Origin of the sequence: Bradyrhizobium daqingense, from assembly GCF_021044685.1 — a bacterium.
In the GTDB taxonomy this organism is placed as follows: domain Bacteria; phylum Pseudomonadota; class Alphaproteobacteria; order Rhizobiales; family Xanthobacteraceae; genus Bradyrhizobium; species Bradyrhizobium daqingense.
Genome location: NZ_CP088014.1, coordinates 5,575,540 through 5,596,925 on the forward strand (window position 1 = coordinate 5,575,540; position 21,386 = coordinate 5,596,925).

19 protein-coding genes and 1 tRNA gene are annotated in these 21,386 nt (G+C 62.6%); 13 read left to right on the top strand and 7 right to left on the bottom strand.

Annotation, left to right across the window (positions count from 1 at the left end; genetic code table 11):
- Window positions 1-10: 10 nt before the first annotated feature.
- Complete coding sequence (locus LPJ38_RS26380) at window positions 11-634, bottom strand: class I SAM-dependent methyltransferase (protein ID WP_145641336.1); 624 nt, start codon at window positions 632-634, stop codon at window positions 11-13.
- 166 nt (window positions 635-800) lie between these two features.
- Between LPJ38_RS26380 and LPJ38_RS26385 the strand changes: the two genes are divergently transcribed.
- The 5 genes from LPJ38_RS26385 to LPJ38_RS26405 are packed head-to-tail and all read left to right on the top strand — an operon-like array spanning window position 801 to window position 7,660.
- Entirely contained in the window at window positions 801-1,166 is a 366-nt protein-coding gene (locus tag LPJ38_RS26385; RefSeq protein WP_145641303.1) for a hypothetical protein, read from the top strand.
- Between the two features lie 54 nt (window positions 1,167-1,220).
- Window positions 1,221-2,495, top strand: a complete 1,275-nt coding sequence (gene ihpA, locus LPJ38_RS26390; RefSeq protein WP_145641306.1) for a divalent metal ion exporter subunit IhpA — start codon at window positions 1,221-1,223, stop codon at window positions 2,493-2,495.
- Window positions 2,492-3,469 carry a divalent metal ion exporter adaptor subunit IhpB gene (gene ihpB / locus LPJ38_RS26395; protein WP_145641308.1) on the top strand — a complete coding sequence of 326 codons (978 nt, stop codon included), beginning with the start codon at window positions 2,492-2,494 and terminating at the stop codon, window positions 3,467-3,469. The genes ihpA and ihpB overlap by 4 nt, the downstream gene beginning before the upstream one ends.
- Window positions 3,462-6,680 carry an efflux RND transporter permease subunit gene (locus tag LPJ38_RS26400; protein WP_145641311.1) on the top strand — a complete coding sequence of 1,073 codons (3,219 nt, stop codon included), beginning with the start codon at window positions 3,462-3,464 and terminating at the stop codon, window positions 6,678-6,680. Before ihpB ends, LPJ38_RS26400 begins: the two co-directional genes overlap by 8 nt.
- 2 nt (window positions 6,681-6,682) lie before the next feature.
- The gene (locus tag LPJ38_RS26405; protein WP_167520728.1) at window positions 6,683-7,660 is read left to right on the top strand and encodes a cation diffusion facilitator family transporter; all 978 of its coding nucleotides are present in this window, start codon (window positions 6,683-6,685) and stop codon (window positions 7,658-7,660) included.
- 122 nt (window positions 7,661-7,782) lie between these two features.
- Here the strand turns inward: LPJ38_RS26405 and LPJ38_RS26410 are convergent, their stop codons facing one another.
- A complete protein-coding gene (locus LPJ38_RS26410; protein WP_145641313.1) occupies window positions 7,783-8,643 on the bottom strand; it encodes a class I SAM-dependent methyltransferase in 861 nt (286 codons plus the stop codon).
- A 1,171-nt stretch (window positions 8,644-9,814) separates the two neighbouring features.
- Here LPJ38_RS26410 and LPJ38_RS26415 point away from each other — a divergent pair.
- The 5 genes from LPJ38_RS26415 (at window position 9,815) to LPJ38_RS26435 (ending at window position 15,009) form a co-directional block, all read left to right on the top strand.
- Window positions 9,815-10,642, top strand: coding sequence for an outer membrane protein (locus tag LPJ38_RS26415; RefSeq protein ID WP_145641315.1), 828 nt, complete (start codon window positions 9,815-9,817; stop codon window positions 10,640-10,642).
- A 206-nt stretch (window positions 10,643-10,848) separates the two neighbouring features.
- A complete protein-coding gene (locus LPJ38_RS26420; protein WP_145641317.1) occupies window positions 10,849-12,705 on the top strand; it encodes a caspase family protein in 1,857 nt (618 codons plus the stop codon).
- Between the two features lie 143 nt (window positions 12,706-12,848).
- Window positions 12,849-13,211 (top strand): hypothetical protein, encoded by a 363-nt coding sequence (locus LPJ38_RS26425; protein ID WP_145641320.1) that lies wholly within the window; start codon window positions 12,849-12,851, stop codon window positions 13,209-13,211.
- A 188-nt stretch (window positions 13,212-13,399) separates the two neighbouring features.
- Window positions 13,400-13,476 (top strand) — tRNA-Val (locus LPJ38_RS26430).
- 186 nt (window positions 13,477-13,662) lie between these two features.
- On the top strand, window positions 13,663-15,009 hold the full coding sequence (locus LPJ38_RS26435) for an IS5-like element ISBj5_B family transposase (protein ID WP_011084757.1): 1,347 nt from the start codon (window positions 13,663-13,665) through the stop codon (window positions 15,007-15,009).
- A 59-nt stretch (window positions 15,010-15,068) separates the two neighbouring features.
- On the opposite strand, the gene LPJ38_RS26440 is transcribed toward LPJ38_RS26435, so the two are convergent.
- Both LPJ38_RS26440 and LPJ38_RS26445 read right to left on the bottom strand, forming a co-directional pair.
- Window positions 15,069-16,175, bottom strand: coding sequence for a site-specific integrase (locus LPJ38_RS26440; protein ID WP_231088407.1), 1,107 nt, complete (start codon window positions 16,173-16,175; stop codon window positions 15,069-15,071).
- Between the two features lie 325 nt (window positions 16,176-16,500).
- Window positions 16,501-16,884 (bottom strand): hypothetical protein, encoded by a 384-nt coding sequence (locus LPJ38_RS26445; protein ID WP_145630143.1) that lies wholly within the window; start codon window positions 16,882-16,884, stop codon window positions 16,501-16,503.
- A gap of 62 nt (window positions 16,885-16,946) precedes the next feature.
- On the opposite strand from LPJ38_RS26445, the gene LPJ38_RS38330 reads away from it, so the two are divergent.
- From LPJ38_RS38330 to LPJ38_RS26455, 3 genes are all read left to right on the top strand, one after another.
- Window positions 16,947-17,141 carry a ribbon-helix-helix domain-containing protein gene (locus LPJ38_RS38330; protein WP_074447978.1) on the top strand — a complete coding sequence of 65 codons (195 nt, stop codon included), beginning with the start codon at window positions 16,947-16,949 and terminating at the stop codon, window positions 17,139-17,141.
- 129 nt (window positions 17,142-17,270) lie between these two features.
- Entirely contained in the window at window positions 17,271-17,555 is a 285-nt protein-coding gene (locus LPJ38_RS26450; protein ID WP_145630142.1) for a hypothetical protein, read from the top strand.
- Between the two features lie 32 nt (window positions 17,556-17,587).
- A complete protein-coding gene (locus tag LPJ38_RS26455) occupies window positions 17,588-19,060 on the top strand; it encodes a hypothetical protein (RefSeq protein ID WP_145630141.1) in 1,473 nt (490 codons plus the stop codon).
- Here the strand turns inward: LPJ38_RS26455 and LPJ38_RS38335 are convergent.
- The 3 genes from LPJ38_RS38335 to LPJ38_RS26465 all read right to left on the bottom strand — a co-directional run bounded on the left by LPJ38_RS38335 (window position 19,050) and on the right by LPJ38_RS26465 (window position 21,369).
- Window positions 19,050-19,280: a DUF6894 family protein gene (locus LPJ38_RS38335; protein ID WP_430640278.1), complete on the bottom strand. Its 231-nt coding sequence runs from the start codon at window positions 19,278-19,280 to the stop codon at window positions 19,050-19,052. The two genes, LPJ38_RS26455 and LPJ38_RS38335, sit on opposite strands and share 11 nt — an antisense overlap.
- A 67-nt stretch (window positions 19,281-19,347) precedes the next feature.
- A complete protein-coding gene (locus LPJ38_RS26460) occupies window positions 19,348-20,094 on the bottom strand; it encodes a hypothetical protein (protein WP_145630139.1) in 747 nt (248 codons plus the stop codon).
- Window positions 20,095-21,369 (bottom strand): phage tail length tape measure family protein, encoded by a 1,275-nt coding sequence (locus tag LPJ38_RS26465; RefSeq protein WP_145630138.1) that lies wholly within the window; start codon window positions 21,367-21,369, stop codon window positions 20,095-20,097.
- Window positions 21,370-21,386: the final 17 nt, after the last annotated feature.

Here is a 21,386-nt window from a genome sequence, read left to right on the forward strand (position 1 = left end):
CGTGAGAAGCTTATGACGTCCTGACGAAGCTGCTGAATTGAAAATTCTGCACCGATTGCCACGGCGTCGCATGCTGATGCCGGCGATGATCGGTCAACGTGAAGCCCGGGCCGAGCAGCGCTGCAATGCTGTCGGCACTGTGGCGAGTCACCGGCAGGCCGCTGCACTTCTCCGGACCATCGACGGCAAATGTTCCGATGATGACGTGACCGCCGATCTTCACGGCCCGTCTGACAATGGCCACGTATGCGGCTTGTTCTTCCAGCGCGTTGAGGAAATGAAATGCCGCGCGGTCGTACCAGAGGTCGTATGTCCGCGTTGGCTGCCAAGCCGTCACGTCGGCCGCGATCCACGCCACCCCGTCGCTGGCGGCACCGAGCCGCGCCCGCGACGCTGCCAGCGCGGCGTCGGACAGATCGAGCACGGTCAGGTTCGCATATCCGGCGGACAACAGCGCATCGACCAGCCGGGACGCCCCGCCGCCGATATCGACGATCGAAGAGGTCGGCCCCGCGCCGGTCAGCGCGATCAGTTCGAGCGAGGGCGATGGGCTCTCTTGGAACCAGCTAACCTCGCGCTCGCCCTTGCTCTCGTAAACGGCCTGCCAATGGGCCGCCCGGCTTGAACTCGTCATGACGCCCTTTCGGCGCAGTTTGTCAGCTCCGACCAGTGCAAGCTGCACAAGTTACAATTGCCGTCCCCGCCCGCGACATCAAGTTCCCCACACGTAACATTGTTGCGGGTCGACACTGTTCCCATCGCCGTGCTAGGCCAAACTGACCGACACCGAGAGCGAATTCGTGTTCCTGATCCGCCAATCCGCCATAGTTCGCCGCCTGCGCAACTGGCGCGGGCTGCTGGCTGTGATTGTTGCGGTGACCTATCTGTTCGCGGGTACGGCTCACGGGCTGTGCGACCTCGACGTTACCAGCCCCTCCGGCGGCTCGGAGATCGCTTCGATTCTCGACGACGGCGCGGCAGGCCATGGCGACAACGCAGCGCTCGCCGGCCATCACTGCCACGGCTGCTTCTCGGTCGCCGTGGCTCAGTCCGCGCCTCCGGCCGCATCGATGTTCCTTGTGTCGGCATCGCGCCCGCAGCGTGCACCCCGGCTCGCCGGAATCATCCCCGACACCGACTCCCCGCCTCCCAAACATATTGCCTGAACGGATTGGTCGGGCGCCCGCGCCCCTTAGGTTCATCCTTCACAGGTCGGTTTCATGTTTCGCAGGGGAATGGCTGCGCGCCTCGCGTGCGCGGCGGCGTGCTTGATTGTCGGATCGGCGCTTGCACCGTCTCACGCTCAGACTTTGACGATGCGCAGCGCCTTGTCGCGTGCCCTGGCCGCGAGCCCGCGGCTGACGGCGGCGGAGCGCGACGTCGGCATCGCCACGGGCCAGCGCATCCAGGCCGGCGCTCTGCTCAATCCGGAACTCACCTATGAGCAAGATGACTCGTTCGGCTCCGGCAGATATCGCGGGACGCGATCGGCCGAGACCACGCTGCAGATCAGCCAGGCCTTCGAGCTGTTCGGCAAGCGCGAGGCACGGATCGCGGCCGGACAGGCCGGCATCGAGGTCGCCGCGATCCAGCGCAAGGCCGTCAGGCTGGAGGTGCTGTCGGAGACCGCGATCGCCTTCCTCAGCGTGCTCGGCGCGCAGCGGCGCATCCAGATCCTCGACGAACAGATCGCCGCGATCGACCGCCTGACCCCTCTATTGCGACGCCGTGTCGAGGCCGGGGCCTCCTCGCCGGCGGAGACCGGCCGCGCCGAGGTCGCCTCCGCCCTGGTCAAGGCCGACCGCGAGCGGCTCAAGGCGACATTGGCGAGCGCCCGGCGCGAGCTTGCGGTGCTGATGGGCGATCCCGCGACCAAGTTCGGCGAGGTCTCGGGCCGGCTCGACACCACCGGGCGGCCGCCGACGTTCCAGTCGGTCGTCGCCGCCATCGATGCCAATCCGCAATTGGTGCGCTGGACCGCGGTGTATGCGCAGCGCAATGCCGAGCTGCTGCTGGCGCGGCTCAGGCCTTATCCCGACGTGCGGATCGCGGCCGGCTGGCGCCATTACAACGAAACCAACGACGATGCGGCGCGCCTGACCGTCTCTGTGCCGATTCCCGTGTTCGACCAGAACCAGGGCAACATCCTCTCGGCCCAGGAGAGCCTCTCCAAGACCAAGGCCGAGCGCGAGGCCAACCGCAACGCGCTGATCGTGATCGCCGGCCGGGCCTATGACTCGCTCCAGGGCTCGCTGCGCGAGCTCGCCGTGCTGCGCGAAACCGCGATACCCAAGGCCGTGGAAGCGTCCGATGCGATCTCGCAGGGCTACGGCCAGGGCCGCTTCACCCTGCTCGAAGTGCTGGACGCTCAGGCAAGCGTCAGCCAGGCGCGGCTGCGCGAGCAGGAGGCGTTGCAGAATTTCCATGCGGGCGTGGCCATCATCGAAGGCCTCGTCGGCAATCCCTTTGCTCTGGCCCGGGAGAGCGCGCGATGAAGACGTCCACCACCATCGTCGTGGCCATCGTTGCCGCCGCGCTCGGCGCTTACGGCTATTCCCTGCTCGCTCCTGACAAGGTCGCGCACACCGAGCATGCCGAGCATTCCGAACACAAGAAGCCGAACGATCGCGTCGAGCAGGACGAGCACGGCGCCGACCGCATCCGCATCTCCGACGTCAAGCTGGCCGCGGCAGGCGTGGTCCTGGCCGAGGCCGCAAGCGCGACACTGACCGACACGCTCGCCTTCAACGGCATCCTGCGCGCCAACCAGGAAGCGGTGGTGCAGGTGACGCCGCGCTTTCCGGGTATCGCGAAATCGATCCTGAAGCGCATCGGCGACAGGGTCGGCAAGGACGATCTGCTCGCCGCGATCGAAAGCAATCAGAGCCTCACCGTCTACGAGCTCAAGGCGCCGTTCGCCGGCACCATCATCGAGCGCCAGATCTCGCTCGGCGAATACGCCTCCGAACAGAAGCCGGCTTTCGTCATCGCCGATCTCTCCACCATCTGGGTCGATCTGTCGATCTACCGGCAGGACTTGAGGCGCGTCCGCCTCAACGACGAGGTGCTGATCGATCCCGACGACGGCCGCGGCGAGATCAAGGGCAAGATCTCCTACATGGCGCCGATCGGCTCGAGCGAGACCCAGACCGCGTTGGCGCGCGTCGTGCTGCCGAATCCGGACGGACGCCTGCGCCCCGGCCTGTTCGTCACCGCGCGGCTGATCCTTGCCGCGCGCGACGTCGCGGTCGCCGTGCGCCGAAGCGCGATCCAGACGCTGGAGAACAGGACCATCGTGTTCGTCCGCGAGGAGGGCGACAAGATCGAGGCGCGCCCCGTGGAGCTTGGGGATTCCGATCCGAGGTTCGTCGAGATCAAGGCCGGCCTTGCGGCCGGCGAGCACTATGTCGCGGAGAACAGCTTCGTCGTGAAGGCGGAGATGGGCAAGGGCGAGGCCGAGCATGATTGAGCGTCTCATCGCCGTCTCGCTGCATCAGCGCTGGCTGGTTCTTGTGCTCGCGCTCGGCGCCCTCGCCTTCGGCGCCTGGAATTTCCAGCGCCTTCCGATCGACGCCGTCCCCGACATCACCAACGTCCAGGTTCAGATCAATACCCGCGCGCCCGGCTATTCGCCGCTGGAGACCGAGCAGCGCATCACCTTCCCGGTCGAGACCGCGATGGGCGGCCTGCCGAAGCTCGACTACACCCGCTCGCTGTCGCGCTACGGCCTCAGCCAGGTGACGGTCGTGTTCAAGGATGGCACCGACATCTACTTCGCCCGACAGCTCGTCGGCGAACGCATCCAGCAGGTGAAGGATCAGCTGCCGGCCGGTGTCGAGGTCGCGATGGGCCCGGTCTCGACCGGGCTCGGCGAAATCTTCATGTACACCGTCGAGGCCAAGGCGGGCGCCAAGACGCAAGGCGGCCACGACTATTCGCTGACCGATCTGCGCACCGTGCAGGACTGGATCATCCGGCCGCAGCTGCGCAACGTGCCGGGGGTGATCGAGGTCAACACCATCGGCGGCTTCGAGCGGCAATTCCACGTGCTGCCCGACCCCGGCAAGCTGATGGCCTACCGGCTCGGCTTCCGCGATGTCATGACGGCGCTCGCCGCCAACAACGCGAATGTCGGGGCCGGCTATATCGAGCGCAACGGCGAGCAATATCTCGTTCGCTCCCCCGGCCAGGTCGGCAATATCAGCGAGATCCAGGACGTCGTGATCGGCTCGCGCGGCGGCAATCCCGTCAGGATCAGGGACGTCGCCACCGTGACGGAAGGCCGCGATCTGCGCACGGGCGCGGCGACGTGGAACGGCGAGGAGACCGTGCTCGGCACCGCCATGCTGCTGATCGGCGAGAACAGCCGGAGCGTCGCCCGCCGCGTCGCGGCCCGTCTCGAGGACATCGCCAAATCGCTACCCGAGGGCGTGGTGACTCGGACCGTCTACGACCGCACCGATCTGGTCGAAGCCACTATCCGCACGGTCCGGAACAATTTGCTGGAAGGCGCCGCGCTGGTCGTGGCCGTGCTGTTCCTGATCCTCGGAAACATCCGCGCTGCGCTGGTGACGGCCTGCGTCATCCCCCTGTCCATGGCCATGACCATCACCGGCATGGTCGAGACCAAGGTCAGTGCCAACCTGATGAGTCTCGGCGCGATCGACTTCGGCATCATCGTCGACGGCGCCGTGATCATCGTCGAGAACTGCCTGCGCATGCTGGCCGCTGCCCAGCGCGAGAAAGGCCGGCTGCTGACGACCTCCGAACGGCTGGGCGCGATCCTGCGCGGGTCGAGCGACGTCATCAAGCCGAGCCTGTTCGGAACGCTCATCATCGCGGTCGTCTACCTGCCCGTGCTGACGTTGACCGGTGTCGAAGGCAAGATGTTCACGCCGATGGCGTTGACCGTGCTGATGGCGCTCGGCGCGGCCGTGCTGTTCTCCATCACCTTCGTGCCGGCGGCCGTCGCCATTTTCGTCACCGGCAAGGTGTCCGAGCACGAGAACCTGTTTATGCGGGCGGCGAAGCGCGCTTATCTTCCCCTGCTCCGCTTTGCCATCGACAACCGGGCCGCGGTCGCCGTCATGGCCGTCGTCATCGTGGTCGCGAGCGGCATCACTGCGGCGCGCATGGGCGGCGAGTTCATTCCGAGCCTGGACGAAGGCGATGTCGCGCTGGCCTCGATCCGTATTCCCGGCACCAGCCTCACTCAATCGCTGGACCTGCAAAAGGCGTTGGAAAAGCGCATCATGCAGATTCCCGAAGTGAAGGAGTTCTTCACCCGCATCGGCACTGCGGAGATCGCGACTGACCCGATGTCGCCGGCACAGACCGACGGCTACATCATGCTGAAGCCGCGCAGCGAATGGCCCGATCCGGACAAGGCCAAATCCGAGGTGATCGAGACCATCGAGCTTGCCGCCGACGAGATTCCCGGCAGCGCCTATGAAATCTCCCAGCCGATCCAGTTCCGGGTCAACGAGCTGATCTCGGGCGTGCGCACCGACGTCGGCGTCAAGATCTTCGGCGACGATCTCGACATCCTGCAAGGCGCCGCCAAACAGGTGGAGGCCGCAATCCGCGGCATCCGCGGCGCCAGCGACGTCAAGATCGAGCAGGTCGCGGGCCTCCCGATCCTCACGGTGCGCCTCGACCGGCAGGCGCTCGCGCGCTACGGGCTCAGCGTCGCCGAGGTGCAGGGCATCGTCGAGATCGCGGTCGGCGGCAAGTCCGCCGGCAAGCTGTTCGAGGGCGACCGCCGCTTCGAGATCGTGGTCCGCCTGCCGGAGCATCTGCGCGGCAATCTCGAGGCGATCCGGGCCATCCCGATTCCGCTGCCGCCCGGTGAGGATGCCGGCTCCGGCACCGCCGTTCGAACCGCGCTGACCGCCTCTCCGCTCACGCAGATGCGCTATGTGCCGCTGTCGTCGGTTGCAACCGTCGACGCGACGCCCGGGCCCAATCAGATCAGCCGGGAGAACGGCAAGCGGCGCATCGTCGTCACCGCCAATGTCCGCGCCCGCGACCTGGGCTCCTTCGTTGCCGAGGCCGAGACGGCGGTGGCGGAGAAGGTCAAGCTGCCGCCGGGTTACTGGATCGGCTGGGGCGGACAGTTCGAGCAGCTGGTCTCCGCGACCAAGCGGCTGACGATCGTGGTGCCGGTGGCGCTGCTGCTCGTTTTCCTGCTGCTGTTCATGGGGATGGGATCGGCAGCGGACGCGGCGCTGGTGTTCTCAGGCGTGCCGCTGGCGCTCACCGGCGGCGTTGCGGCGCTGCTGCTGCGCGACATTCCCTTGTCGATCAGCGCCGGCGTCGGCTTCATCGCGCTGTCGGGCGTCGCCGTGCTCAACGGCCTCGTCATCATCGCCTTCATCGAGCGGCTGCGCAGCGAAGGGTACTCCGTCGTGGATGCCGTGCGCGAGGGCGCGCTGACGCGACTGCGGCCGGTGCTGATGACGGCTCTCGTCGCCTCGCTCGGCTTCGTGCCGATGGCGCTCGCCACCGGCGCCGGCGCCGAGGTGCAGCGGCCGCTTGCGACCGTGGTGATCGGCGGCATCATCTCCTCGACCATGCTGACGCTTCTGGTGCTGCCGGCGCTCTACGTGCTGTTCCGCCGTGACGTCGCAAGCGAGACGCCTACAATGGCGCCCGATTTGGCAGCTTCCGGGGAGCGCTAGAGGTGGCCGGTCACGACCATCACGGACACCATCACCACGATCATGGCCATTCGCATGATCATGGTCATGCGCATAGCCATGCTCACGGGCACGGGCACATACATGCGCCCGCGGGCTTCGGCAAGGCGTTCGCGATCGGCATTTCGCTCAACATCGCGCTGGTCGTGGCCGAGGCCATTTACGGCTATATCGGCAACTCCACCGCCCTGCTCGCCGACGCCGGTCATAATCTGTCCGACGTGCTCGGCCTCGTGGTGGCCTGGGGCGCCTCGATCGCGGCGAAGCGCGCGCCGAGCGGCCGCTTCACCTACGGCCTGCGCGCCTCCACCATCCTGGCAGCGCTGGCCAATGCGGTCTTCCTGCTGGTGGCGACCGGCGCGATCGGCTGGGAGGCGATCCTGCGCCTGCAACAGCCCGAGCCGGTCGCAGGCATCACGGTCATGGTGGTCGCGGGCATCGGCATCCTCATCAACGGCTTCACCGCCATGCTGTTCGCTAGCGGACGCAAGGACGACATCAACATCGAGGGCGCCTATCTGCACATGGCCGCCGACGCCGCGGTCTCGCTCGGCGTCGTGGTCTCGGCGGCGCTGATCATCTGGACCGGCTGGCTCTGGCTCGATCCCTTAACCAGCCTCGTCATCTGGGCCACTATCCTCTGGAGCACGACCAGCCTCCTGCGCGGCTCCATCGACATGTCGCTGGCCGCCGCGCCCAAGGGCACCGACCTCGCCGCGATCAGGGCGTTCCTGCTGGAACGCCCCGGCGTGTCGGCGATCCACGATCTCCACGTCTGGCCGATCTCGACCACAGAGACGGCGCTGACCTGTCATCTCGTGATGCCCGCGGGCACCGGCGATGCGTTCCTGATGGAGACGGCGCAACTGCTCAAGACGTCATTCCGCATCGGCCACACCACGCTTCAGGTCGAGACGCATCCCGACAATGGCTGCGCGCTGGCGCCCGATGATGTGGTGTGAAGCGACTCTGCCTCGACGTCGTCATTGCGAGGAGCCCTTGCGACGAAGCAATCCAGAATGTCTCGTGGAGGGATTCTGGATTGCTTCGCTTCGCTCGCAATGACGGTGGAGAGAGCTGCGGCCTATCCCACTTTCGCCGTCACGATCCAGATCGCGCCCTGCAGCGCCACGCTCTGTCCTTTCAGGAACGGCGCGAGCGCCTCGCGGATCGAAGCCTTGGCAGCTTCATATGTCTCGGGCGGATGGCCCTGGAGTGCGCGGCTGGCGGGACCGATCTGGAGCGAGCCGTCGACGGCGGCCTCGAGCCCGCCGCCGATAGCAATGTCCATCGCCAGATTGTGCGGCTCCATCGCGACGTCCGCGAATCCTGCGCCTTTCAAGATGCGCGTCACGCGCTCTTCCGAGGCAAAGGCGAACGGGCCCGGCTCCTCGGGCCCCACCGGCGGCATCTTGGGGACGTGCTTGTAGACCGCCATCAGCGGCGTCATCGCCCACGGATTTTCCTTCGGCTCGCGCCAGCAAACAAAGGCAAGCCGCCCGGCGGGCTTCAGCGCGCGGCGAAGATTGGTGAAGGATGCGATCGGGTCGGCGAAGAACATCACGCCGAAGCGCGAGGCGAGCAGATCAAAGCTTGCCGGCTCGAACCGATGCACCGTCGCATCCGCCAGCACGAAATCGAGCGGCAGGCCCTTCGGCGCCAGCGCGCGCGCCTGCGATAGCATGGGCTCGGAGACGTCGAGCCCGAGCGCAAAGCCATCGGGCGCCACCGCCCTCGCGAACGCGAACGTCGTCGCGCCGGAGCCGCAGCCGACATCGAGAACGCGCTCGCCCGGCTTTGGCCCGGCGCGGTCGATCAGCACGTCAGCAATGGGTCCGAGCAGGTTCTCCTGCGCCGCGTGTCGATCGGCCCAGCGCTGCCCGCTCGGTCCATTCCAATAGGCTATCTGATCGGCGTTCTCAGCGTGCCCGGCGGGTCGTTCCATTCAAGGCTCCATCATCTACTCCTGCTCTATCATAGAAGCCTGTTCGGTCGAAAAGCGGATGCCCTGAACGTCAGGCAGATGTGAGAGCGCGTTGGAGGCCGCGCGACGGATTGCCGCGTCGCGGCTGCCGACCCGCGTCCAATCGCAGGCTCGCTTTCAGAAACCGTTGATGGGCCGCAGCACTTGGCTGCACATGTCGGACCGTGACAACCCTTTGGTAGCAAAGACGTTCTCTGAAGCACACCCGGTCCCTTCGAAGGACCAAGGCTCGCAGCCTCTGCTTCCGCGAGTCCGACACCAGAAATGCAATGTCGCGAAAAACCCGGCTCGCGGTTGGATATGCACAGGCGAGCAGCACACTTTCCGCGATTGTAGCCTTCCTGCAACAGCATTCTGAAACAAACTTCGTATGCTTCTCCCGAGGAGTCGACTTCGGCCGGCGAGCAATCGCTTGGCTGCGGTTTGGTGGAATGGGATATTGGAATGAAACAGGTTGCGCCCGCCCTCGTGGCATTGGTGACGTTTTCCGGATCAGCATTCGCGGCCGACCTTCCGCGCAAATACTCCAAACCACCGGCTGTCGCCGCAGCAGTCGTCAACTGGACCGGCTGCTACGTCGCGGGCGGCGGCGGTTACGGCATGTGGAATCAGGAAAATTCGACTTTCATCGATGGTCCGCCCCGCTTTCAGAATGCCGATACGATCACCACCGGTGGCCGCGGATATTTCGGCACGGTGCAGGCGGGATGCGACTATCAGTTTGCGGCGGCCGGCGAGCGCTTCGTGATCGGCGCTTTCGGTGATTACGATTTCGGCAGCCTGACTGGACGGCTCACTCCCTCCGGCTTCTCCATGGTTGGCGACGAGAAGATGAGCTCGGCCTGGGCTGTCGGTGGCCGTCTCGGCTGGCTGGCGACTCCCAGCCTGCTGACCTATGTCTCCGCGGGTTACACCGAAGCAACCTTCGACCGCACGAACTTCAACCTGAACTTTCCGCCGTTCGGCGTTTTCGGCCGACCTCTACCAGGACAAGCGAACCTACAATGGGTGGTTCATCGGCTCCGGCGCCGAATATGCGCTGGGCTTCCTGCCGGGGCTCTTCTGGAAAACGGAATACCGCTTCTCCGATTTCAATGTCGGCACCAATGCCATCAAGGACACGGCCAGCGGATTGCCGATCGGCATTTCCGAGGATTCGAAGAAGTACGTCCACACTGTCCGCAGCGAGTTGGTCTACCGCTTCAATTCGAGCGGATCCGCCGCCGATGTGACGTCCCCTGCCTATCTGAAGGCGCCTCCGGCCCCCACGCCGCTCACGAATTGGACCAGCTGCCACGTCGGCGGCGGTGGAGGCTATGGGCTCTGGAATCAGGACAACACGACCTACATCGATGTCCCCACCAGGACCCGCTTCAGCGAAACGGCAACGACCGGAGGCCGCGGCTTCTTCGGCACCGTGCAGGGCGGCTGCGACTACCAGTTTGCGGCAGCCGGTGCGGCGTTCGTCGTCGGCGCATTCGCCGACTACGATATCGGCAGCCTGAAGGGCCAGCTCAGCCCGCCTCGCTTCGGGATCATCGGCGAAGAGAAGATGAGCTCGGCCTGGGCGGGCGGCGGCCGGCTCGGCTGGCTGGCCACCCCGAGCCTCCTGACCTATTTCTCAGTCGGCTATACCGAAGCCAACTTTGACCGTACCGATTTCACCCTCAACGCAGCGCCGCTCGGAAGACCAAGCGGCGTGTTCATGGACAAGCGTACCTACAGGGGCTGGTTCATCGGCGCTGGCGAAGAACACGCGCTGAAGATCGTGCCGGGCTTGTTCTGGAAGACTGAATATCGGTTTTCTGAATTCGACACCGGGACGAACGCCATCCGCGACACGGCAACGGGTCTGTCGGTCGGAGCCTCGATGGATTCCGAGAAATGGGTTCATGCCGTTCGCAGCCAGCTGGTCTATCGCTTCAATTGGGGCGGAGGCCCCGTCGTGGCGAAGTATTGATCACCGCACTGCTGATCTATAGCTAAGATAAAGGCCCGGTACGTCCGGGCTTTTTGCTTTCTGCATTCGGCCTTTCAAGCCGCACGGAAGCCAATTGAAAGAAGGCCCCAAAGCGGCGCGAGTGCCTGTGATGTTGATCACATAGCTGTCCTTTGCCTCGATGGCATGCTCCGGCTATCCTGATCACATTGCGATTTGAGGCGGCAATGGGCGCTGTTCGGATTTTTGTAGTTCTTTTGGGCGCATTCTACTTCGGCTGCGGATCGGCCTATGCGGAGCGGCGCGTTGCTCTCGTCATCGGCAATTCGGCCTACAAGGGCGTGCCCCGGCTGACCAATCCGGTGAACGACGCTTCGCTGGTCGGCGGCATGTTCAGGAAAGCCGGCTTCGACACCGTGGACGTCAAGCTGGACCTGAGCGTCGTCGACATGCGCAAGGCGCTGCGCGAGTTCGGCAGCAAGGCGCGCGAAGCCGACGTCGCCGTTATTTATTATGCCGGCCACGGCATCGAGCTGGACGGCAACAACTACCTCATCCCAACCGACGCAGCGCTGGAAACCGACACCGACGTGTTCGACGAGGCTTTCCCGCTCGACCGGGTCTTGTTCGCCATCGAGCCGGCCAGGCAGCTTCGCCTCGTCATTCTCGATGCCTGCCGCGACAACCCGTTCGCCAAGACGATGAAGCGGACGGTGGCCGCGCGTGCCATCGGCCGCGGCCTTGCCAAGGTCGAGCCGACCAGCCCGAACACCATGATCGCCTTTGCGGCCAAGGCCGGCTCCACCGCCTCGGACGGCGACTCCAGGAACAGCCCGTTCGCCGCCGCTCTGGTCGAACGCCTGCCCACGCCAGGCCTCGACCTGCGCAAGGCGTTCGGCTTCGTCCGTGACGACGTTCTCAAGAACACCGGTTACAAGCAGGAGCCCTATGTCTACGGCTCGCTCGGCGGCGACGACGTGCCGCTGGTCGCCGCCAAGCCGGTTGTCGCCGGTCCCCAGGCAAACCCTGACAGCGAGATCCGACGCGACTATGAACTGGCGCTCCAGCTCGGCACGCGTGACGGATGGACGGCGTTCCTCAACCGCTTTCCGAGCGGCTTCTATGCCGATCTCGCGAAAGGCCAGATGAACAAGATCGCCGCCGAAGAGATCCGCGCGGCCACTGCAGACAAGGCCCGGCAGGCGGAAGAGGAGAAGGCCCGGCTCGCTGCCGAGCGCGCCAACAAGGCCGAGCAGGAGAAGGCGGCAGCCGCGTCCAAAGCTGCCGAGGAGAAGCGTCTGGCGGCCGAGAAGGCCAAGCAGATCGAGGAAGCCAAGGCGGCCGCAGCCGAGCAGCGGCGCAAAGACGCCGAGGCAGCCGCAGCAAAGGCGCTGGCCGAAAAGCAGGCCGCCGAGAAGGCGCTCGCCGACAAGCTGGCGAACGACAAGGCAGCTGCCGAAACGACCGCCAAGCAGGCCGCCGAGAAACAGACCTCTGCCGACGCTGAGCAGAAGGTCGCGGCGATAGGCCCCTCTTCAACCGCGCCGGCGATGCCGCTGCAGGAAACGACGAAGCTGGTTCAGTCTGAGCTGCGCCGCGTCGGCTGCCTGACTGCCTCAGCAGACGGCGACTGGAACGCTGCATCACAACGTTCGCTGACGCTGTTCAACAAATACGCTGGCACCAAATTCGACGCCAAGCTCGCCAGCTTCGAAGCGCTGGACGCGATCAAGGTCAAGCCGGGCCGCGTCTGTCCGCTGGTCTGCGACCGCGGATTCAAGGCCGATGGCGACACCTGCGTGAAGATCACCTGCCGCGCCGGCTACCGCGTCAATGACGACAATGAATGCGAGAAGGTGCAGGACAAGAAACCCATCGCCAAGCGCGAGGACGCGCCTGCGCGAGATACGGAACGTAAGAAAACTGAAGCTGCTCCGTCCAAACCGCAATCGAGTGGGCAAATCGTGTGCGGACATGCCGGCTGCCGCCCGGTCCGGCCCGGCTGCCGTCTCGAATTGAACTCGCCGGCGGTCTTTGCGAAGGGAAACATGGGGGGATACACAAACGTTGAAGTCTGCAACTGAGTTGCGCGTTGGGCCCCAGACCCGACGCAACCGGTCTCACCGCGCGCATTGCAGCCGCATTGGTTTCACCGAACCGCCACATCGGAATCAGATGCCAACCAGATTTCCTCGCTAGGTTTGCCGTTCCTCAAACTGGAAAAGGCATGACCATGCGCAGCTTCACGGCATCCATCATCGTTGCAGCTCTCTCGCTGGGAACACCCGCTCTTGTGCAGGCACAGGGCGCATCGTCGCAACCCGGTGCAGAACAGCCGTCCACGCAGTCAAGCACGGTGATCCGGAGCATACAGGTTGTGGACGTCAAGGAACTGCAGCCGGCCGTGCGCGAGAAGGTCGATGAACTCGTTGCGAACACAAGCGAAAAGGACATCCAGTCGCTCCGGCAGTCGATCGACGCCACACCGCAGGCCGCCTCCGTGCTCAAGGCCAAGGGCTTGAGCTCGGCACAAGTGGTCGCGATCAACATCGCCGACGGCGTGCTCACGATGTTCACCAAGACGGCCTGACCGGAGCGTGACCGCCGCCTCCTCGGCCGGACGGGATGTCCGCGCTGCGAGAAAAGATTGCCCTGCAGCGGTGCTGCAGGGTTGGCCTTGTCCGGCATGAAGGCTCTAACCCGGCCGACAATTGGACCCGGGTCCGGCGCGCTCAGCCCTTGCTTCGGCACCCGCCGGGGCGCTAAAGAGGCGCGATTGGGCGGTTAGCTCAGCTGGTTAGAGCATCTCGTTTACACCGAGAGGGTCCGCGGTTCGAATCCGTGACCGCCCACCAATTAAATCAGTTAGTTAGTCGTCCGTGAAGAAGGACTAAGCCACTGATCGGGAATCTCGATTTGGGCTAAGGGGCATTTCCAGATTGCAAGGTTTTGATGCTTTGGGCGTCAGAACCTTGCGATTTGGTTTTCGTGGATTCCCTCGAAGCGGGAAGCATGATTCCTTGTCTGCATCGGAGGGAACGATGCGGCCGAAGAAGCACAAGACGACGGGATCGAACGATCTGTTCCGGGCTCGGCTCGACCAGATCATCAATATGAAGCACGAGCTGGTTCTGCTCGCCGGCAAGGTCGATTGGGACTGGATCGACGGCGAGATCGCGCCGCTCTACAGCGAGAACGGCAGGCCCGGGATCGAGACGCGCTTCATGATCGGTCTGCTGTTGCTCAAGCACATTTACGGGCTGTCCGATGAGGAGGTGTGCGAGCGCTGGGTCCATGACCCATACTTCCAGTTCTTCACCGGGGAAGAGTTCTTTCAGCACACGTTCCCGCACGAGCGCTCGGACCTGAGCCATTGGCGCAAGCGGCTTGGCGACAAGCTGGAGTTGCTGCTGGCCGAGAGCTTGCGGGTAGCGCACGAGGCCGGTGCATTACGCAGCCAGGACCTCAAGCGGGTTACGGTCGACACCACGGTGCAGCCGAAGGCCATCACCTTTCCGACCGATGCCAAGCTGCTGCATGCGGCCATCAAGGGGCTCAACCGCCTGGCGATCAGGCACGGCGTCAGGCTGCGGCAATCCTATGCTCGCATCGCCAAGGCCGCCGCGATGATGGCCGGCCGCTACGCCCATGCCAAACAGTTCAGGCGGCATCAGCGGCAGTTGCGTATCCTGCGTAGCCGGCTGGGCCGGATCATCCGCGACATCCGCCGCAAGATCGAAGGCCAGCCAGCACTGGAGCAGGCGTTCGCCCTCCCGCTCGGCCGGGCCACGCAGATCCGCTCGCAGCAGCAGCGCCAGCGCGGCTGGAAGCTCTATTCCTTCCATGCCCCGGAAGTGGAGTGCATCGGCAAGGGCAAGGCCAGCGCGCCTTACGAGTTCGGCGTGAAGGCCTCCATCGTCACCAACAACCGCCGGGCTCCCGGTGGCCTGTTCGTGCTGCACGCCAGCGCACTGCCCGACAACCCCTACGACGGTCACACCTTGCGGGACGTCATTGACCGCACCGAGACACTCACCGGCTGTCCGATCGAGCGGGCCTATGTCGACAAGGGATACCGCGGCCACGACGCACAAAATCCCCGTCGCGTCTTCATCTCCGGCCAGAAGCGCGGCGTTTTCGGTGTCATCAAGCGCGAGCTGCGCCGCCGCTCCGCCATCGAGCCCATCATCGGACACCTGAAGGCGGAAGGCCACCTCGGGCGCTGCTACCTCAAAGGCCGCGCCGGCGATGCCGCCAACGTCGTCCTCTCAGCCGTCGGACACAACTTCCGCCGCATCCTCGCCTGGCTGAGATATCTCTTGTGCCTGTTCCTGGCCCAGCTATGGCGCACGCTCGCCCGGCCAGCCTCGATCAATCCGGCTTCTTAACGGACGACTAGTTAGCAAGACGCGGGTTCCGCTACGGCAACGATAACGGCAATGAAACGTCATGCCGCCTTGCCCCTCTTCTTTGAAAACGCGTCGCCAACGCTCGACTGGTGGTCTGGGTGGTGATGCCCGTAGATAGACTCTAGGGTCTTCATCGTCATCCCTAGGTAGCCGGCCGCTTCGAATTTGTCTGCGCGGCGCTGCATCAGCCACGTAGCGGCCGTGTGGCGGAAGGTGTGGCGAACCACCTTTGTGTCAGTGCCAGGGAAGACGGCCTTCGCAAGCCTCGCAAACGCCTTTTTAGGGTCGGCAGCGCGTCCCTGGTACTCGCACACGTAACGCGCTCCTAGGCGCCGCCATCGCCTCAGATGAGCCAATAGGCGCGCGGGAATGCGCTGCACGGGCGCCCGTTTGTTCGTTGGAACGTTCTCGCCGAGCCAAGTCCGATGGAACAGCCCGTTTTCGACGTCGACATACGGTCTCCCCTCCTCTTTCTCGAACGAGGCCCGCCATATCCGCGCCGACCGGCTGCCAGTATAGACCGCGCAGATAATGAAGCGGGCCACGTGCCGAGTTGGATGATACTTGGTGGGCTCACCCTTGAAGGTCTGACGAAAGCGGTACGCACGCCACAGCAATTGCGCGACCTGGTCCGGTTGAAGGAAGGTCGTTCTTTTCGGTGGCGGCTCTGGCACCGTCACCTTGATCATATGGCGACACACGCCATCTGCGATGGCCATGTTGATCGCTGACCTGAGGTCTTCAAGCTCGCGCCGCGCTGCCGCGCTAGAGCCGCGCTGGTCTTCGTATTCCTTGCAGGTCGCGCGCGAAATGTCGGCAAGCGTCTTCTCGCCCCAAAAATCGAGTACAGCGTCCATACGCTGAGCCAGCGCCTTGGGCCGAGCGACAGTTGCGCCCTTCACTTTGAGATACGTGGCCACGACTTCCGCGATGTAGATCTCTTCGGCCGGGCGCTGCTTCGGCTTCGCGGTGACGCTGAACTGCTTGGCTAGATAGTCCTGGAAGAACTTTTCAGCGCCTTGGTGGTCATCCTTGCTGCAGCCAGTGCTAATCTGCTTTCCTCGGTGCAGGACGAGCCAGATGCTATCGCGGTCCTTGTCCGCAGGACGGAGCCAGAGGCGGGCTGGTTTGGCTGGACGCGGCATCGTTCCCTCATTTCCTCGATAGACCGAAGCGTGGTGAAGTCTTTGTTGGCGAACCGCTCGATGACCAGATTGCCTTTGGCCGCCTCCCTGCGGAGGCCGCTCACGGTCATCCCACCGTACGGAAAGGCATAATCGAGTGCGTCCTTGAGCCTCAACGGGCGGTCTGGGTCGATGTTGTCGTTGGCGGGATCGGGCAAGAGCGTGCCCCTTGAGAATGAATTGCTCTGCGAACCTCGCCGGCCATGCCGACGCACAAGGGTGGATGGTGAACCGCTGGCGTTTCGCTGCTGGGCCTCGTGGCCGGCGATTCACCACCCTATGCTAATTATACCATGGCCGGTTCGGGCTGGCCCTCCCGACGCGCCCTCACCGGCATCCGGTGAACCTCGGGCTCGATTTCGTCGTCGCAGATGCCGAGCTGGATCACCACCAAATCGTCGTCCGCGCGAAGGTGCTTGTCGAGCAGCGCGACGACGTAATTATCCCGCACCTTCTGATCGGGGTCCTGCTTGCATGCCCATCGATGCCAAGGCAAGGCACGCACATTGGCCTCCGGATCGTCGCAGTAGCGCCCGTGTCCCGTTTTGCCGGTATGTGCACTGGCGTACGGCCTGACGCCGGCTTCGCGAAGCCCGTGAAAATACGTCCTCGCGCAGAAAGGCGTTGAAAGATCGATACCAGCGCTAGCATTGAGATTCAGATTAGACATTTACTTCCCCAATCGTGTCCGGTGCGTTTGACCGGCCCCGATTTTCTGTTACACCGGAAATCATGGCAAAGTCAATAACGGTGACACCGAAAAAGAAGCGAGGCCGCCCGGCCACCGGGCGCGATCCACACGTTACTGCGCGCCTGCCGCAGAACTTGATAGACGCAATCGAGGTGTGGGCTTTTAAGAATGGGTCCTCCCGCTCCGAAGCCATCCGGCGGCTGGTCGAGATCGGGCTAAAGGCCAAAACGAAGTAGGACGCCCCCAAGACAGTTGACCAAGTGCGTCTCTGTTGATGTGAATAACACGGATAACTCAGGTATTCCGCTTACATTACAACCGGGGGTGACCATCCTGATCGCATTTCGCGAATCAGGAGGTTCATCATGGGCGTCTTTTTAGTGACTTGGGATCTGAACAAGCAGCGCGCGAACTACAACGAAGCGCGGCAGGCGCTGGTCACGCATCTTGCGCGCTACAACCACATCAAGGATCCAGGGTTGGACTCAGTGTGGTTCATCGAATCGTCCACGACCGCGGACGCGGTTTCGGCAGACATCCTAACGAAGATGGATAAGAACGATCGGCTAATCGTGACCAAGCTTGTAAGCGGGCAGCATCAAGGCTGGCTCGACAAGTCGGTTTGGGATTGGATCAATCCTCGCCTCTGACGGTAGGTAATGGCTTTTGAACGCGAGTTTCCATGGCCACTTTTTTTAGTGAGTATTTTGGAATTGATGCGGAAACGCTGGACAGTTATGGCGCCCTGAACATTTCGATCGTCAATGACCTTCCGTTGTTTATTGATCCATTCTTGCTGTTTAACAGCGAGAACGGGGAGTACCGCGTCCTCCACGATGCAATGATCGACTACCTAGTGTTCCTTCGCGATCGGTCCGCGAAGGGACCGGTCAGCGATGCCCTGCTGTCGAGTTGGTATTGCTTCGGCGAGGTGAGGCAAAACTGGCTCGGATTTTCCATTAGCGGCAACGGGGGTACCGGGCTCGGAATGGATTTCGCTCGGGCCCTACATAGCAACCTGCATAGCTTGTTCTCAGACTTCGGTGAGGAAAAAATCACCGAGGGAAGTCACTTGGAAAAAGTGTGCTTGATCTCCGATGGCGTCGGACGCGACAACATCAGCGATTTCACGACGAATCTGATTAAGGATTATCTGTGTCGATATACTGAGCAGTTCGCCGCCCAGCACCTGAAGCCCAGCGATGTGAGGCGGGTGGCTGTCGAGAAGGTTCGTTTTAATTACGAAACGGAGACATGGCAGCGGGCCACATATGCTCTGCCTTGGGTTAAAGATGATTTCGTCATCCTGACCCCAAAGGATATCCTGACCAGAGACGAAAATTGGATCAACAAAAGTGATCTGCTTGGCGACTTCCAGCAAATTCCAACGGCAATTTCAGATGGAGAGCTAAGGGCGCAAGTTGAAAATTACTTCTACAAGATTCTCAGAAAGCCCGGTCGTCGACGCAAACCCAGCTCGAAAGAGCGATCAGAGGCGGCCAGAAGGACTCTGTTGGAATTCCCTCAGCTCATAGATTACTACATCAAGCTGAAGGAACAGCACGGCGAAGAAGCCACCGACATTAGTGCCGAAAAGGTGCTTGCAACCGAGTATATGTTCATCCGGCAGATAGCCGAAATCCAGCACACGTTATTCCGCGAGACTGCGTTTTACGGCACGAATGGAGGCACCTACGAAGAGGCACACGCGCGCGTCTCCTATTTGAGGGATGTCATCGAGAACAAGGGCGGGCATCGTTTATTCTATCACGAGGGGAAGCCAATTCAGCGAGAAAAGGATCTTCAGATCCTCTATCGCCTCGTCTGGTTTGGCACCCCCTCAGAGGTCGGCACCGAAGCAAACGATGGCAGAGGTCCTGTCGACTTCAAAATCTCACGAGGCGCCCATGACAAAACACTGATCGAGATGAAGCTAGCAAAGAACACGCAGCTAGAACGAAACCTTGAGAAGCAAGTCCCGATTTACCAAGCGGCAAGCGATGCCAAAAACGCAATCAAAGTGATCATCTATTTCAGCATCACCGAGCTTCGCAAGGTGACTAAGATTTTGAAGAAACTAGGCATGGCGGACAACAAAGATATCGTTCTGATTGACGCACGTGACGACAACAAACCGTCTGGTTCTAAAGCGTAACCCCATGCCGCGCGATCTCAGCCCCACTGGCGTCAACCACGATTACGACCGTGCCCGCATCAAGGTCGCATTCGGGATCGCTGGCAATATCCCGAGCAACGCGGGCGCCGTATTGAGCTGCCAGCTCAGGTGAGCCAAACATCTCGCCCTCATCGTCCGGCTGCGTCTCGCCCCTGTGGAAGATCGGAAAGTAGTATCGTTGCATAGCGGCGGCCCTCATCTTTTCGGGCCATCATGCGTCATGCCGGGACGCGACGAACCTGTCAGAAATGACAGGGTCGCGCCCTTCACGCCGCTACCCGCCTCGCCCTCCAACCCGTCCAGTCCATCGGCTTTGGCCTAATCTTCTTACCAGCCCGATCCTCCCGCCAGCGGTGGACCGCGCGTTGCGACACACCCTCGCGCGTGACGGTCGTGAGGACCGCATGACCTCCGACATAGTAGATGCCATCGGTGGCGCGGCGGCGCCGCTGAATCTCCATCATATGGAGCAGGTCAAGCTCTGCATCGCGCGAGTCACGATTGACGCCAATCGGCCATCCCGCGGCCAGAAGATCTTCGATGGGCGGCGTTGGGTTTGCCAGGATTGGTAGCTCGACCAGGTCGTGCGCGACGCTGTCAGGATCAGTGTGCGCGCTATTCTCACGAACCCACTTTAGCTTCTCCCCACCATTCGACAGTTCGATCGCAAAAGCCGCCGGCCGATCTTCAGCTTCGAGCCAGCCTACAAGCACGACAGTGGCATATTCGCTAGCGCCAACACGCTCATGTTCAATGTACCAATCGAACGCACCGTGGAACCACTCCCGATCCTTGGCGACAACCTGGTCAAACGTGGCGCAGCTGTTCGCGAGCATCTCAGCAAGCAGGTAGGAGAAGCTCGCCGGCCCAGTCGACGCAATCGCTGCCCGCATTCCCCTGATAGGCAGGCATTTTGGGAAGTCAGTCTGAACCACCTTGCCGTGCACGTAGAGCAGCGTGTCAGTCATCATGTGCACAGCGTTGCTCTGCACCAGTGCGCTAATTGCACTCATTCAAATGGTCTCCATGTTAGCCAATGAGCGGACACCTAAGCCGATGGCCGGTGTTGCACCTATCGTCTTAGCGGTCTGCTTGGATTGCGAATTGATTTGACTCTGGAAGCTCTTGAGCGCCTGCTCTTGCTCACTAGCAGCATCTTGCGCCGCCTTCCTTCGGTCGTTGTACGATAGGATCGCGAGCTGATTATCTCGCTCGCGCGCTGCAGCTAGCCGTTCTTCAGTGCCGCCGGCTTTTTCGAGCGCGGCGAGATAGTTTTTGAGGATCTTCTCACGATCGTCGAGGTTTGGCGTGACCGTGCCGGCAAGTTTCTTCATAGCGTCGGCGAAAGCCTCGCCTTGCTGGGCGGCAGCCAATGCTTCGGCGCCAAAGCCGCGAATTGACTTCTGAGCGCTCTGGAGCGCCAACTCGATCTTGTTCGTCTGCTCCGTGGCATCAAGGAGCGACTTGCCGTATTTTCTGAGGTTCTCGTCTGCCGAGTTGTCGACAACGTTGGAGACGGCCTCCCGGAACGCCCTGACGTCAGGCTTGCCGGCCTTCACAGAGGCATTGAAATCATCAATTGCCTTTCGGAATGGCGCGAACTTGTCGGCCGCCTCGGCAAGGGGTCGCCCAAAATCGTCCACGAACTGCGCCATCGGCACAGCTGCCGAAAGCGCAGACTGAGAAAGTCGCTCCAGCTCCTTTTGAAGGCCATCAGTGGACAAGCTGAGCAACGTCTTGAAGACGGAGATGCTGCCCTTGCTGAGAGTTTCAACACCTTTGCCAGCCTCACCGTAAGAATCTTTAAGCGAAGCTATAAGGTCACTGTGTACTTTCAAACGGTCGTCAAGATCACCGACTCCGCCAAGAGCTGTGCCGATGTACTGCACGGCGGCACCGCCAAGCGCGATCGTCGCAATCGTGGCCAGACTTGTAGGCGTTAATAGCGATGCGAACGCAGTACCAAGCAGCCCTACAGCGCCCGCTGCACCACTCTGCCCCAGCACCTGGCTTATCTGGGTGCCCTGCTGCAGAGCTACGGTGAACGGCGACTGGCCGCCCTGAAGCTGGACCGCAATGTCCTGGAACTGGGCCGCCAAGTTGGCGGTCTGGAATTTCGCGCCACTGAGAGACTTCGTGACGTCGTCAATCTTCTTGGGCGCCTTCGTGAAGGCGGTCCCAAGGCTATTGTCAACCGCGCCGATCTGCCCTACCAGCTTATCAAGCTGGCGCTGCATGGCTCGCGTGTCGGCCGAAATCGATAGAATTAGTTGTTCGTTATCAGCCAACTTTGGCTCCCCGAAAT

What these genes read in the sequence shown, in the direction of transcription:
- LPJ38_RS26380 (WP_145641336.1), bottom strand. Translation starts at nt 634, where the DNA reads ATGACGAGTTCAAGCCGGGCGGCCCATTGGCAGGCCGTTTACGAGAGC.
- ihpA (WP_145641306.1), top strand. Translation starts at nt 1,221, where the DNA reads ATGTTTCGCAGGGGAATGGCTGCGCGCCTCGCGTGCGCGGCGGCGTGC.
- ihpB (WP_145641308.1), top strand. Translation starts at nt 2,492, where the DNA reads ATGAAGACGTCCACCACCATCGTCGTGGCCATCGTTGCCGCCGCGCTC.
- LPJ38_RS26400 (WP_145641311.1), top strand. Translation starts at nt 3,462, where the DNA reads ATGATTGAGCGTCTCATCGCCGTCTCGCTGCATCAGCGCTGGCTGGTT.
- LPJ38_RS26410 (WP_145641313.1), bottom strand. Translation starts at nt 8,643, where the DNA reads ATGGAACGACCCGCCGGGCACGCTGAGAACGCCGATCAGATAGCCTAT.
- LPJ38_RS26420 (WP_145641317.1), top strand. Translation starts at nt 10,849, where the DNA reads ATGGGCGCTGTTCGGATTTTTGTAGTTCTTTTGGGCGCATTCTACTTC.
- LPJ38_RS26425 (WP_145641320.1), top strand. Translation starts at nt 12,849, where the DNA reads ATGACCATGCGCAGCTTCACGGCATCCATCATCGTTGCAGCTCTCTCG.
- LPJ38_RS26435 (WP_011084757.1), top strand. Translation starts at nt 13,663, where the DNA reads ATGCGGCCGAAGAAGCACAAGACGACGGGATCGAACGATCTGTTCCGG.
- LPJ38_RS26440 (WP_231088407.1), bottom strand. Translation starts at nt 16,175, where the DNA reads ATGCCGCGTCCAGCCAAACCAGCCCGCCTCTGGCTCCGTCCTGCGGAC.
- LPJ38_RS26445 (WP_145630143.1), bottom strand. Translation starts at nt 16,884, where the DNA reads ATGTCTAATCTGAATCTCAATGCTAGCGCTGGTATCGATCTTTCAACG.
- LPJ38_RS38330 (WP_074447978.1), top strand. Translation starts at nt 16,947, where the DNA reads ATGGCAAAGTCAATAACGGTGACACCGAAAAAGAAGCGAGGCCGCCCG.
- LPJ38_RS26450 (WP_145630142.1), top strand. Translation starts at nt 17,271, where the DNA reads ATGGGCGTCTTTTTAGTGACTTGGGATCTGAACAAGCAGCGCGCGAAC.
- LPJ38_RS26455 (WP_145630141.1), top strand. Translation starts at nt 17,588, where the DNA reads ATGGCCACTTTTTTTAGTGAGTATTTTGGAATTGATGCGGAAACGCTG.
- LPJ38_RS38335 (WP_430640278.1), bottom strand. Translation starts at nt 19,280, where the DNA reads ATGAGGGCCGCCGCTATGCAACGATACTACTTTCCGATCTTCCACAGG.
- LPJ38_RS26460 (WP_145630139.1), bottom strand. Translation starts at nt 20,094, where the DNA reads ATGAGTGCAATTAGCGCACTGGTGCAGAGCAACGCTGTGCACATGATG.